The 12356-nt window shown below is 67.6% G+C and carries 9 protein-coding genes; 4 read left to right on the top strand and 5 right to left on the bottom strand.

Annotation, left to right across the window (positions count from 1 at the left end; genetic code table 11):
- Positions 1-12: 12 nt before the first annotated feature.
- Positions 13-276: a hypothetical protein gene (locus NMQ03_RS06560; RefSeq protein ID WP_255174908.1), complete on the top strand. Its 264-nt coding sequence runs from the start codon at positions 13-15 to the stop codon at positions 274-276.
- Between the two features lie 80 nt (positions 277-356).
- On the opposite strand, the gene NMQ03_RS06555 is transcribed toward NMQ03_RS06560, so the two are convergent.
- Both NMQ03_RS06555 and mfd read right to left on the bottom strand, forming a co-directional pair.
- Complete coding sequence (locus NMQ03_RS06555; protein WP_255174907.1) at positions 357-1169, bottom strand: metal-dependent hydrolase; 813 nt, start codon at positions 1167-1169, stop codon at positions 357-359.
- A gap of 6 nt (positions 1170-1175) precedes the next feature.
- The gene (gene mfd, locus NMQ03_RS06550; RefSeq protein WP_255174906.1) at positions 1176-4862 is read right to left on the bottom strand and encodes a transcription-repair coupling factor; all 3687 of its coding nucleotides are present in this window, start codon (positions 4860-4862) and stop codon (positions 1176-1178) included.
- Between the two features lie 235 nt (positions 4863-5097).
- Here mfd and NMQ03_RS06545 point away from each other — a divergent pair, with 235 nt between their 5' ends.
- From NMQ03_RS06545 to NMQ03_RS06535, 3 genes are read left to right on the top strand one after another with little or no spacing between them, the layout of a single operon-like run.
- Complete coding sequence (locus NMQ03_RS06545; RefSeq protein ID WP_255174905.1) at positions 5098-6603, top strand: SDR family oxidoreductase; 1506 nt, start codon at positions 5098-5100, stop codon at positions 6601-6603.
- A gap of 44 nt (positions 6604-6647) precedes the next feature.
- On the top strand, positions 6648-7145 hold the full coding sequence (locus NMQ03_RS06540) for a DUF2505 domain-containing protein (RefSeq protein WP_255174904.1): 498 nt from the start codon (positions 6648-6650) through the stop codon (positions 7143-7145).
- A gap of 3 nt (positions 7146-7148) precedes the next feature.
- Positions 7149-7370 carry an SCO4848 family membrane protein gene (locus NMQ03_RS06535; protein ID WP_255174903.1) on the top strand — a complete coding sequence of 74 codons (222 nt, stop codon included), beginning with the start codon at positions 7149-7151 and terminating at the stop codon, positions 7368-7370.
- An 88-nt stretch (positions 7371-7458) separates the two neighbouring features.
- On the opposite strand, the gene sufU is transcribed toward NMQ03_RS06535, so the two are convergent.
- The 3 genes from sufU to NMQ03_RS06520 form a co-directional block, all read right to left on the bottom strand.
- Positions 7459-7908 carry a Fe-S cluster assembly sulfur transfer protein SufU gene (sufU, locus tag NMQ03_RS06530; protein ID WP_159632488.1) on the bottom strand — a complete coding sequence of 150 codons (450 nt, stop codon included), beginning with the start codon at positions 7906-7908 and terminating at the stop codon, positions 7459-7461.
- Between the two features lie 22 nt (positions 7909-7930).
- Complete coding sequence (locus NMQ03_RS06525; RefSeq protein ID WP_255174902.1) at positions 7931-9256, bottom strand: SufS family cysteine desulfurase; 1326 nt, start codon at positions 9254-9256, stop codon at positions 7931-7933.
- A gap of 511 nt (positions 9257-9767) precedes the next feature.
- Positions 9768-12338 carry a helix-turn-helix transcriptional regulator gene (locus tag NMQ03_RS06520; RefSeq protein ID WP_255174901.1) on the bottom strand — a complete coding sequence of 857 codons (2571 nt, stop codon included), beginning with the start codon at positions 12336-12338 and terminating at the stop codon, positions 9768-9770.
- Positions 12339-12356 lie beyond the last annotated feature (18 nt).

The following is a 12356-nucleotide window of genomic DNA, read 5'->3' as shown; positions in this document are numbered from 1 at the left end:
GAGGAGGAACACATGTCCAGCCAGATCAACGCGTCCAGCAGGGACTCGGCGTCCAGCCAGGAATCGGTCCGGACCCCGCAGAACGAAAACAACCTCGCCACCAGCGTGGTCCTGTTCGTGATCTGCTTCGCCCTGTTCCTGGGCGCCATCTACTCACTGTCCTTCCTCACCCTGGGCAACCCGTGGCCCATGGCCGTCTGCCTGGGCCTCTTCGCCCTGGCATTCTGGCTTCCGCAGACCATCTTTGGCCGTTCGGACTCGGCCGGCGAGCACTAAAGACCTGATCAGCAGCACAAGAAGGGACCCCGGACATTGTCCGGGGTCCCTTCTTCGTCTGGTGATAATGGTGCCGCCGGCTAGAACCAGAGCCTGATCCAGGCGCCTGCGGCTGCCGCCACGCGGCCCCAGTGGTGCTGGGCAATGGCCCAGCTTACCATGGTCATCCCCACCATGGCGTAGGCGCTCACCGGGATCAGCACCAGCCATTCCCGCTTGGAACCCGCGCGGCCCAGCAGCGGCACGGACAGGGCGCCGTTGGCACGCCAGATGTTCCGCAGCAAGGGCAGCCGGCGGAGCATTTTCGGCGGCCGGACCACGAGCGGCCACAGCAGCGGCACTCCCCCGGTGGTGATGAGGTCTCCGACGATGTGCACCACCACCCCGATCAGCATCGACGTGGGCAGCCAGGTCCACTGTTCCGGCGCGTAGGCCGTGACCAGGCTTACCATGACCAGCGCGAAGATCCAGTTGGAGATGAAGCCGCTCTTGGGAAAGAGTTTCAGTGCCTTCGCCGCGATGTTGATCAGGAACATGCACAACAGCCCGGCGCCGACGGACAGGCGCCCCCAGTCTGTGTCCATGTGGATCTGCGATGCCAGGCTTACCAGGAAGACGAAGAACGCCGCCCCGAGGATGGAGTGCGTGCCCTGCCGGTGCCCGCCGCTGGCATTCTCAATGCCGCGCGCAATCACGTTGGACAGCGGCGGCAGCGAATGGGCCACCGTGCTGGACCGGTGGTCCCAGTCGCACACCAGTGCGGTGCCCGCGGTGGCCATGCCGCCGATCAGGATGCCGGTGGGATCCAGCGGGTACCAGCCCAGGGTGTACGGGCCGGTGGACGCAACAGCTACCCACGCCGCGGCTCCCGACGCGGCGTGGTGTCCTCCCATCAAGTGCTAACTCACCGCCAGCGGGGCGTCGGAGAAGATATTCCGGATGACGCCGTTGGCCCATTCCAGGATCTCGGCGTCCTGGAGGTCCCGGCCGCCGATCCGTGCCGTCTTGGGCTTGGGAATGAGGATGGCGTCCATGGCCGGCTTGGACTGCGATCCCGGGTACATCCGGTTCAGCCGCATGGTCTTGGACTCCGGGAGCGAGGCCGGGGAGAACTTGATGAAGTTGCCCTGCAGCGCCACGTCGGAGAGGCCGGCCTCGCGGGCGGCGACACGGAACCGTGCCACTTCCACCAGGTTCCGGGCAGGCAGCGGCAGCTCGCCGTAGCGGTCCACCAGCTCGGCCTGGACCTCGTCGATGGCCTCGTTGGTGAGGGCTGCGGCGAGCTTCCTGTAGGCCTCCAGGCGAAGCCTTTCGCCGGGAACGTAGTCGTGCGGCAGGTGCGCGTTGACCGGCAGCTCGATCTTCATCTCCGCGGCCTTCTCTTCTGCTTCGCCACGGAAGTCCGCCACGGCCTCGCCCACCAGGCGGATGTACAGGTCGAAACCCACCCCCTGGATGTGGCCGGACTGTTCCCCGCCCAGCAGGTTGCCGGCACCGCGGATCTCCAGGTCCTTCATGGCCAGCTGCATCCCGGCACCGAGCTCGTTGTGGGCGGCAACGGCTTTGAGCCGTTCCAGCGCCACCTCACCCAGGGGTTTCTCGGAGGGGTACAGGAAGTACGCGTAGGCACGTTCGCGGCCACGGCCCACACGGCCGCGGAGCTGGTGCAGCTGCGACAGACCGTACTTGTCCGCCCCGTCCACGATCAGCGTGTTGGCGTTGGAGATGTCCAGGCCGGTCTCGATGATGGTGGTGCACACCAGGACATCGAAGCGCCGTTCCCAGAAGTCCACGATGATCTGTTCCAGGCGGCTTTCGGACATCTTGCCGTGCGCCACCTCAACCCGGGCTTCCGGGACCAGTTCGCGGATCTTCGCCGCGGTCCGTTCGATGGTGGACACCCGGTTGTGGACCAGGAACACCTGCCCTTCGCGCATCAGCTCGCGGCGGATGGCGGCGGAGGTCTGCTTGTCCGTGTACGGGCCAACGTAGGTCAGCACCGGGTGCCGCTCCTCCGGCGGGGTTGCCAGTGTGGAGGTTTCCCGGATGCCGGTGAGGGACATCTCCAGGGTGCGGGGAATCGGGGTGGCACTCATGGCCAGGACGTCCACGTTGGTGCGCATCTTCTTCAGCGCTTCCTTGTGCTCAACGCCGAACCGCTGTTCCTCATCCACGATCACCAGGCCGAGGTCCTTGAACTCGAAGTCCTTGGACAGCAGCCGGTGGGTGCCGATCACCACGTCCACGGCGCCGCTCTTGACGCCCTCGGCGGTTTCCTTGGACTCCTTGGCGGACTGGAACCGGGACAGCGGCTTGACGCGCAGGGGAAAACCGGAGAACCGCTCGGTGAAGGTCTCGTAGTGCTGCTGGGCCAGCAGGGTGGTGGGCACCAGCACCGCCACCTGCTTGCCGTCCTGCACGGCCTTGAACGCAGCGCGCACCGCAATTTCGGTCTTGCCGTAGCCCACGTCGCCGGACACCAGCCGGTCCATGGGGATTTCCCGCTCCATGTCCGCCTTGACCTCGTTGATGGTGGTCAACTGGTCCGGCGTCTCCACGTAGGGGAAGGCTTCCTCGAGCTCGCGCTGCCAGGGGGTGTCGGGGCCGAAGGCGTGGCCGCGGGAGGCCATGCGGGCCGAGTACAGCCGGATCAGTTCACCGGCGATCTCCTTGACTGCCTTGCGGGCCTTGGACTTGGTGCTGGCCCAGTCCGCGCCGCCCATCTTGCTCAGCACCGGAGCATCGCCACCGACATACCGGGTCACCTGGTCCAGCTGGTCTGTGGGGACAAACAGGCGGTCGCCGGGGGCGCCGCGCTTGGCGGGTGCGTATTCCAGCACCAGGTATTCCCGCACACCGTCGCCGCCGCCGGCCACCTTGCGCTGGATAAGTTCCACGAACCGGCCGATGCCGTGCTGTTCGTGGACCACATGGTCCCCCGCCACCAGCTGCAGGGGGTCGACGGCGTTGCGCCGCTTGGAGGGCATCCGCCGCATGTCCTTGGTGGACCCGGCAGAGGTTCGGCCCAGCAGGTCGGCCTCGGTGAGCAGGCCGATCTTGAGCCCGTCCAGGACAAACCCACGGCCGACGGCGGCAGTGGTTACCTCGATGATGCCCGCCTGGGGCTCGTGGTCCAGGCTGTCCACCCGGGCGCAGGGGATGTCGTTCTCGTGGAAGAGTTCCGCCAGGCGCTGCGCAGGCCCCGGGCCCTCGGTGGCCACCACGATCCGCCACTGGTCGCGGACGTGCGAGCCGATGAAGTCCATCATCTCGGCAACGTCGCCCTGGTAGCCACGGGGTTCCCGGGCGTGCAGGTTCAGCACGTCGATCTCCGGCAGCAGCTCCGCATCCTGGGCCAGCGAGGTGATGGACCACCAGGACACGCCGTGCGCCAGCGCTGAGCCGCGGGTTTCGGCCAGCGACCGGAAGCTCGCCGAATGCAGCGCGGCCGACGCCTGTGAGCTGAGGTCCAAAGGTGCCGAGCCGCCGTCGGACGCGGTGGACCACGCCGCCTCAAGGAACTCCTCGTTGGTGGCAGCGAGGTCGTGGGCGCGGGTGCGCACCTTCTCCGGTTCGATCACCACGGCGATGGAATCGGCCGGCAGCTGGTCCACGAACGGAACCATCGCATCCACCAGGACAGGCGCCAGCGACTCCATGCCTTCAACCGCGATGCCGCCGGCGATCTTCTCCAGCATGTCGGCGGCGGCCGGAAGCTGGGATTTCAGCGTGGCCGCGCGGGACATCACGGAGGGGGTGATCAGGATTTCCCGGCATGGCGGGGCGTGAAGTTCGGTGGGGTGGTGGATGCCCGGGGCGGACAGCGAGCGCTGGTCGGCCACCGCGAACCAGCGCATCTGGTCCACCTCGTCCCCGAAAAACTCAACGCGGATGGGATGGTCCTCCGTGGGCGGGAAGACGTCGATGATGCCGCCGCGGACAGCGAACTCGCCGCGGTGCGTCACCATGTCCACCCTGGCGTAGGCGGCGTCGGCGAGGCTCTTCACCACGCTGCTGAACGGAACGTCCTGGCCAACCTTGAGGGTGACGGGCACCAGGTCGCCAAGGCTTACCACCACGGGCTGGACCACGGCGCGGACGGGCGCGACGACGACGCGCAGCCGGGCCGTCGTCGAACTTTCCGGATGTGCCAGCCGGCGCAGCACGGACAGCCGGCGGCCCACGGTGTCCGAACGGGGCGAAAGCCGCTCGTGCGGGAGGGTCTCCCAGCTGGGGAACTCTGCAACCGAATGGGCGGGCAGGTAGGCGCGCAGGGCTGCGGACAGGTCCTCCGCCTCACGGCCGGTGGCGGTGACGGCAAGCACGACGCCCGGCTCCGCGGACTGTTCTGCTGCGGCCGCGGCGAGGCCGTCCGCCATCTCCGCCAGCAGCACGGGGCGCAGGCCCGCGGGGGCACTGATCTGGTAATCCTGGCCGCGGACGGCAAAGCCACGGGCGGCCTCGGCACCGACCCGGGCGAATGTCTGGTCCGGTTCAAGGGCGCGGCGGAGTCCGTCCAGCGTCGGGAGCGCGGCGGACTTGCCCGTGCTGGATGTGCCGGCGGCGGACTGGCCGGGAAGACTCATGGCAGAAGCTCCTGTGGTGTTCATCGAAAACAAGCAGGCAACGCGAAAACCCGAAATTCTCTGCGAATCCCGGGTACTCCCAGCCTACCGCGCAGGAACGACATGGCAGCACGGCACCTATCTCCGGGGAATGGATCTAGGCTGGCAAAGCCGATCCATTTCCGCAGCCTTTTCGCCGGGGCAGCCGTCCTCATGGGCCGCCGCTGCGAATTGCTTGGGACGAACAGGAGCCAGCATGACTGCAATGAGTGCCCAGCCAACACCGAAGACCGTCCTCGTTACCGGTGCCACCGGCTACATCGGCGGCCGGCTGGTGCCCAGGCTGATCGAGGCAGGCCACACCGTGAAAGTGCTGGTCCGCTCTCCCGAGAAGATCGCCGGTGTCCCGTGGCGGGACAAAGTGGACGTCGTGCAAAGCAGCCTCGATGACGGCGACGCCCTCCGCGACGCCCTGTCCGGCGTCGACGTCTTCTACTACCTGGTCCATTCCATGGCGGCAGGCGCCGGGTTCGAAGCGAAGGAAAAGGCCATGGCCAGGACCGCCGCGGACGCTGCCGCCGCCGCGGGAGTGCAGCGGATCGTGTACCTGGGCGGTCTGCATCCCCAAGACGTCGAGCTGTCCACCCACATGCGGTCCAGGGAGGCGGTGGGCAAGGTGTTCCTGGACAGCCCGGTGGACGCCGTCGTCTTCCAGGCGGGCGTGGTGATCGGTTCCGGCTCCGCGTCCTTCGAAATGATCCGCCACCTCTCCGAGACGCTGCCGCTGATGCCGGCGCCAAGCTGGGTGCGCAACAGGATCGAGGCCATCGCTGTGCGCGATGTCCTGTACTACCTGGTGTCCGCCGCGTCCCTGGAGGGCGCCATCAACCGGACCTTCGACATCGGCTGCCGGCAGGTGCTGACCTACGCGGGGATGATGAAGGAGTATGCCGCGGAGGCGGGACTGCCCTACCGCGTGGTGCTGGCGCTGCCGGTGCCGGCACCCAAGCTCGCCGGCATGTGGGTGGCCCTCACCACCCCCATACCGCTCTCCATGGCCGTACCCCTGGTCCAGTCCCTGCAGCATGACGCGGTGTCCAACGAGCACGACGTCGACCAGTACATTCCCCAGCCCGACGGCGGCCTCACCCCTTACCGGACAGCGGTGGCCCTGGCACTGGGCAAGGAGCGGGACGGCCAGGTGGAAACCACGTGGGCCAATGCGGGCGCCGACTCCGACCCGCTGCCCAGCGACCCCGACTGGGCCGGGCACAAGGTGTACATCGACGAGCGGACGTTCCACGGCGACGTGGATCCCGCCCATGTCTGGACCATTATTGAAGGCATCGGCGGACGCAACGGCTGGTACTCGCTGCCCCTGGCCTGGCAGGTCCGTGGCTGGCTGGACAAACTCACCGGCGGCGCAGGCCTGCTCCGCGGCCGCCGGCACCCGCACACGCTGGTGACGGGGGAAGTTGTGGACTGGTGGCGGGTGGAGAAGATCGAACACGGCAGCCTGCTGCGGCTGCGGGCGGAGATGCGTGCGCCGGGGCGGGCATGGCTGGAGCTGTCCGTGGAGCCCGACGGCGGTGGCAGCCGCTACCGGCAGCGCGCCATTTTCTTTCCCAAGGGCCTGAGCGGACGGCTCTACTGGCTCGCCGTCCTTCCCTTCCACAGCCTGATCTTCCCCGCCATGGCACGGAACATCACCACGGCCGCGCAGAAACTGGCCGATGCGGACCGCGCCCAGCTGACCCCGTAGGATGTTGGAGGCGTAAATCCTTTCCCGACGTCCCAGGAGGACCCATGGCGCTGAGCGCAACCACCACCCTTCCGCACTCCGTTGACAGCGTTGCCGCTGTGCTGGTGAACGAAGATTTCCAGCGCCACGTCAGCCAGCTGGTGGGCGGCACCCTGGAATCCTTCAGCGTGGACGGCGACACTGCAGGGGCCTTCAACACCACGTCCGTACGCACCCTCCCCACCACGCGGCTGCCGGAAATCGCCCGGAAATTCGTGGGTGAGAACCTCAAGGTGACCCAGGTGGAGAACTGGGAAGCACCCTCGGCAGACGGCTCCCGCCAGAGCAACATCTCGCTGAAGATCGCCGGCGCCCCGGTGGATGTCACGGCCGTGCAGCGGCTGGTGGCTGACGGCGGCGGAACGCGCGTTGAGCTGGAAGGCGCCGTGAAGTCCTCCGTCCCGTTCCTGGGCGGAAAGATCGCCGACGCCGCTGAGCCCATGGTGGCCAAGGCACTGAACCTGCAGGCTGCCCAGGCGCAGGCCTGGCTGGAAAGCCACTAGCCCATGCAGCTTCCCGTCTTCGCCGCGCTGGTCCTGATCATCGCCGGCGTCTGGTCCCTGGTGGTCTGGCCGCAGTTCCTGCGCCGGGTGATGAAGGATCCGCGGGCCCGTGATGCCGCCGGCGAGGCAACCAGGTTCCTGACCGTGCATGTAGTGCTGGTGAGCATCTCCATGGTGCTCGGACTGGCCACCGCCGTGATCGGCGTCCTCGGCCTGCTCGGCTGAGCTTCCCGGCCAAGCCAGGCGTTTTCCGCACGAAACAGCCCGGGCCTTCCTCCTGCTGGAGGAAGGCCCGGGCTGTTTGCTGTCCGGCTCAGGCTGCCTGGTTGAGCGCGTCCTCGGCCGCCACCCAGGAAATCATGGCGCACTTGACCCGGGCGGCGTAGCGGGCAACTCCCTCGAACGCAGCGGCATCCCCCAGCAGTTCAGGATCGGCGTGGACCTTGCCCCGGGAGCGCAGCACCTCCCGGAAGCTGTCGATGACTTCATGCAGTTCGGCCACCGTCATGCCTTCGGCGAGATCGGTGAGGACCGACGCGGAGGCCATGGAGATGGAGCACCCGGCCCCGTCCCAGGCAATCTGGGCCACCTTTCCCTCCTGGACGGCAAGCCGGAGGGTCACTTCGTCTCCGCACACCGGGTTGAGCTGGTGCGACTGCCCCGTGGACGTGCCTTCAGGCGCTTCCGTGGCGGCGAGCCCGCTGCCGTGGCGGGCCTTGGAATGATCCAGGATGATCTGCTGGTACAGCTGGTCAAGGCTCATGGTGTACCTTTCGTCTTCTCCGCTAGGCGCGGAAGTAGGCCCGGACGCCCGCGACGGCTTCGAGGAAGCGGTCCACGTCGTCAGTGGTGTTGTAGAGGTAGGCGCTGGCCCGGGTGGTGGCGGTCAGGCCCAGCCTTCGGTGCAGCGGCTGGGCGCAGTGGTGCCCCACGCGGACGGCAATTCCCCGTGAGTCCAGGAACTGCCCGACGTCGTGGGCGTGGACACCTTCGACGTCGAACGCGGCAAGGCCGATCCGTTCCCGGCCGGCGGCCGGACCCAGGACCCTGATGCCGGGAATGCCCTCCAGTCCCGCCACCATGCGCTGGCCCAGCTCTGCCTCCCACCGGTGGATGCGGTCCAGCCCCGTCTCGGTCAGGTAGTTGGCGGCGGCGGCCAGGGCCACCGCCTGGGAGATGCGCTGCGTCCCGGCTTCGAAACGCTGGGGCGCCGGAAGGTATTCGGCCCGTTCCATGGTGACAGTGGTGATCATCGATCCGCCCGTCAGGAACGGCGGCAGGATATCCAGGAACTCCTGGCGCCCGTACAGCACTCCGATCCCGGTGGGGGCAAGCATCTTGTGGCCGGAGAAGACCGCGAAATCCACGTCCAGCTCCTTGACATCCAAGGGCAGGTGCGGCGCGGATTGGCAGGCATCCAGGACGACCAGGGCGCCCGCGGCATGTCCAAGGGCCGTCAGCTCCTGCACGGGGTTGATGATTCCCAGGACGTTGGAGGCGTGGGTGAAGGCCAGGACTTTGGTGCGCGGGCCGATGATGCTTTCCGCCTGCTCCATGCGGAGGCTGCCGTCATCCCCGATGGGGATGTAGCGGAGTGTGGCCCCCGTACGGAATGCCAGCTCCTGCCACGGAATCAGGTTGGCGTGGTGCTCCATTTCCGTCACCACGATTTCGTCGCCGGGCTTCAGGGCCAGTCCCCTGAGGGCTTGGTCGCCACGCCCCTGGGCAGCCCACAGCCCGGCATTGGACAGCGCATAGGACAGGAGGTTCAGTCCTTCTGTGGCGTTGGACGTCCAGATGGTTTCGGCATAGTCCGCACCGATGAAGTCGGCAATGGTCTGCCTGGCATCTTCGAAGACTTCCGTGGCCTCCACGGCAAGATGGTGGGCCCCGCGGTGCACGGCAGCGTTGCGCTGCTCGTAGAACTCCTGCTCCGCCTCGATGACGCTCAAGGGATTTTGCGACGTGGCCCCGGAGTCGAGGTAGACCAGCGGTTGCCCGTTGACCAGCTGGTTGAGGACCGGGAAGTCATTGCGGATGCGCAGCACCTCGGCGTTGTCCATGACAGGGACGGCATGTTCCAGTGTGGCTGGCGTTGATACTACGGCCAAAACGAACTCCTTGGGCTGCCAATGTCTGACACCCAATTGTCCCACACACGGCTGCGGCGGCCGCCCGGGAGGGGCAGCCGCCACCGCTGCCCCGGGCTTCAGCCGAGGGAGCAGAGGGCCGGCGACGGCTGGGGGGAGAGTCTCGGTCTCAGAAGACTCTGACGTCGCCGGCCCCGTCTATGCCCGGGCCCCGAGGGGACCGGAAGTTGAGAGGGCCTCAATGTCCTGTTCGGCCTGCTCCGCGGCTTCCAGCCGGCCGCTTTGCTTTGCCTCCTTAAGTAAAGCCCGTGGCGGCCTCCCGTACACGAGTAGGAAGTACTCGAATCCCCGGGGGAGAACTACCGGGGCGCGGTGCTCCTACGCGGCCGGCGTCCCGCGGGCAGCGGGTACCGGCGTCCCGTGGGCACCGGGTACCGGCGTCCCGTGGGCACCGGCTACCTGCACGAGGGCCCGCAGGCCTGGGAACGGACAAATGTGCGGAAAACAGCGGGGGCGCGGCCCGGCCGGGGACCTACTTGGGGAGGGCGGACTCCAGCTCATCGCGGCTTCGGACCCCGAGCTTGACGTAGGTACGGTACAGGTGGCCCTCCACCGTCCGTACGGAGACCATCAGCCGCTGCGCAATCTCCCGGTCCGTCAGCCCCTGCACTGCCAGCTCCACGATGTCCTGTTCCCGCCTGGTGAGGCGGACGACCGGCGCAGCTGCAATGAAGCGGCCTTCCCGGAACCGTTCCCCGAGTTCGTGGTCGCACTTCTCACGCTGGGCTACAGCCTGCCGGGACCGGCGGCGTTCGCCGGCCTGTTCCAGCACCGTGCTGGCACGGGCATACGCTTCCCGGGCCAGGTTGACAAAGCCTGCCTCCTCCAGCGAGGCAGCCGTTGCCATGAGGGTATCGCCGTCGGCGTTTTCCCAGGCGGCGGCCAGCGTCAGCAGAGCTTCCGCCCAGCGGCCTTCCACCCCGGGGGCGGCCGTCTGCACCATGGGGACAACCGAGGGGTCACCGAGGTCCCAGCACATCGCGAAGACTTCAAGGAGGTTTCCGGTCCGGGCGGACGCCTCCGTGGTGGTCATCAGCGTCTGCAAAGCGGCCAGGCCCTTGCCGTCCCGGACAAGGTATTCAGCAGCCGCGGACACGTAGGCTTCGGCAAGGAGATCATGCGCGGGCCAGCCGGCGCCGGCATCTTTGTGATCCTGTTCCAGGCGCTTAGCCTGTTCCGAGTCCCCCAGCCTGGCAGCGGCGTAGAAGCCCAGTGCGGTGCCGAACCGGTACAGCTGCAGCGGGTCGTTGAGCCGCAGCGCCTCGACGGCGGGCAGCAGCACCTGGTAGGCGCGCTCCATCCTCCCCTGCCGCAGCAATGAGTAGCCCTGGAGCAGCTCAAGGCTTCCGTTGAAGGTGGCGGCCCCGGGCGCATTTCCGGCGGCGTAGTGGTTGAGTTCCCGCTCAGCTGACTCCCATTCACCCATGGCCAGGTAGTCGGAGACCAGCCGTCCCAGCACGAACTCCGGGAAGAAAAAAAGGCTGCCCTCCAGCGGGGGAAGCTCCGAGGCTGCCAGCAGGGCAGCCTCCAGGCCTTGGACGGGGCGTCCAGCCGAAGCCAGGGCATGGGCCAGCAGCCCCTCGGCCATGGCACGGAGCGGTTCGCCGCCGGTGCCCGCGCGGCGCTTCCGCATCACATCCACGTGGTCGTTCAGCGCCTGGATGTTGACCTCGGCAGCCAGCTGCAGCAGGTGCAGGAGTTCTTCCTGCCAGCTCTTTTCGCCGCCGGAAGGTGCTGCGTGCTTTTCGACGTCCTCCGCCACCACGCCAAGGGGGTGGCCGAGGGCCTGGTGTGCCGAAACCCGGAGCAGCAGGACCGCCGGACCCTCAGTGTCCTCCGCCAGCGGGAGCCAGCAGGCGTCCAGGAGGGCCGCGGCCTCCGAATAGGAGCCTTCGTTGTACAGCGCCCGCGCCTGGATGGCCTGGGCCAGTGGAACCAGCGGAGGATGGTGGATGCGGGCCGCGATGGTACGCGCACTGTGGTTGCGGAATCTCAGCAGGGCCTCTTTGGCTGCCGCCAGCAGCTCGTCGTCACTGACCCGGAGTCCGCACTCCAGGGCCCATTCCACGGACCGCAGCCGGCCCTCCCCCTGCAGCAGGGTGGGGTCCTGGTGGGCCTTGACCTTCTCCAGCAGCTGGAGGCTCCGGGAGACGGAAACGGTACTCCTGATGGCGCCGGCAAAGAGCCCGTTCCAGATGGCAAGCTCGGCCGGGATGCCGGGCGTTTCAACGATCATTTGCTGGTCCAGCAGTGAACGGACCACCGCAGCCCCGCTGATGTCTTCGATGACTTTCCGGCCCACCGGCCCTGCCAGGGCGATGAGCTTCAGGGCTTCCTGTTCCTCGGGTCCGCGCCGGAGGTGGTCCTTGGCCACCACCGCTGCGAGGCGTGGCCCGTCCGCGGGCAGGGAGCCCAGCAGCATCCAGATTCCATTGCGTTTGGCGAGGACACCGGATTCAGCAGAGTCATGGAGCAGGGCATCAAGTATCCGGGGATTGCCTCCCGACGCGTTCCAAATGGCGTCCACAGTCGCTCCGGGGACTGTGCCGTCAAGGGCGTGGGCCAGGACCTCTTCTATCTGTTCGCGGTTGAGGGGACGGAGGTCCACGCGCTCGGCAAGACCGTCGTACCAGAGCTGGTCCAGCGGCTGCGGCAGGCCGGGCCGGGGACGGGCGGCCGCCACCACGGTGGCCCAGCCGGCCGAGATCACCTCGGCCAGCACGCCTGCCGATGCGTCATCCAGGTGGTGGGCATCGTCCACGGCAAGCAGGACGGGAGCTCCGTTGCCGCCCTTCAGCTTCTCGAAGTATGACCACATGGAACGGAGCACCGCCACGGGTGACACGGACTCCTCCGCCGTGAGCTCCCCCGTATAGGGAGTGAGGACCCCGAACGGCACCCCTGCCAAGGCCGAGCTGGCGTGGATGCGCAGGATGCTCATGCTCCCGGCGAGGCGCTCCGTCACGGCGTCAGTCACTGCCGACTTTCCAATGCCCGCGCCGGCCATGATGAAGACGGCCTGGTGGGTGCCGTTCCGCACCATGTTGCAGATCCGGTCCAC

The organism is Arthrobacter sp. DNA4 (genome assembly GCF_024362385.1).
Lineage (GTDB): Bacteria > Actinomycetota > Actinomycetes > Actinomycetales > Micrococcaceae > Arthrobacter.
Note: the sequence above shows the minus strand (reverse complement) of the source record. Positions and strands in the feature narration are given on the sequence as shown.

Bases quoted from the DNA above. Each gene is read 5' to 3' on its own strand.
- NMQ03_RS06560 (WP_255174908.1), top strand. From the start codon at position 13: ATGTCCAGCCAGATCAACGCGTCCAGCAGGGACTCGGCGTCCAGCCAG.
- NMQ03_RS06555 (WP_255174907.1), bottom strand. From the start codon at position 1,169: ATGGGAGGACACCACGCCGCGTCGGGAGCCGCGGCGTGGGTAGCTGTT.
- mfd (WP_255174906.1), bottom strand. From the start codon at position 4,862: ATGAGTCTTCCCGGCCAGTCCGCCGCCGGCACATCCAGCACGGGCAAG.
- NMQ03_RS06545 (WP_255174905.1), top strand. From the start codon at position 5,098: ATGACTGCAATGAGTGCCCAGCCAACACCGAAGACCGTCCTCGTTACC.
- NMQ03_RS06540 (WP_255174904.1), top strand. From the start codon at position 6,648: ATGGCGCTGAGCGCAACCACCACCCTTCCGCACTCCGTTGACAGCGTT.
- NMQ03_RS06535 (WP_255174903.1), top strand. From the start codon at position 7,149: ATGCAGCTTCCCGTCTTCGCCGCGCTGGTCCTGATCATCGCCGGCGTC.
- sufU (WP_159632488.1), bottom strand. From the start codon at position 7,908: ATGAGCCTTGACCAGCTGTACCAGCAGATCATCCTGGATCATTCCAAG.
- NMQ03_RS06520 (WP_255174901.1), bottom strand. From the start codon at position 12,338: ATGGTGCGGAACGGCACCCACCAGGCCGTCTTCATCATGGCCGGCGCG.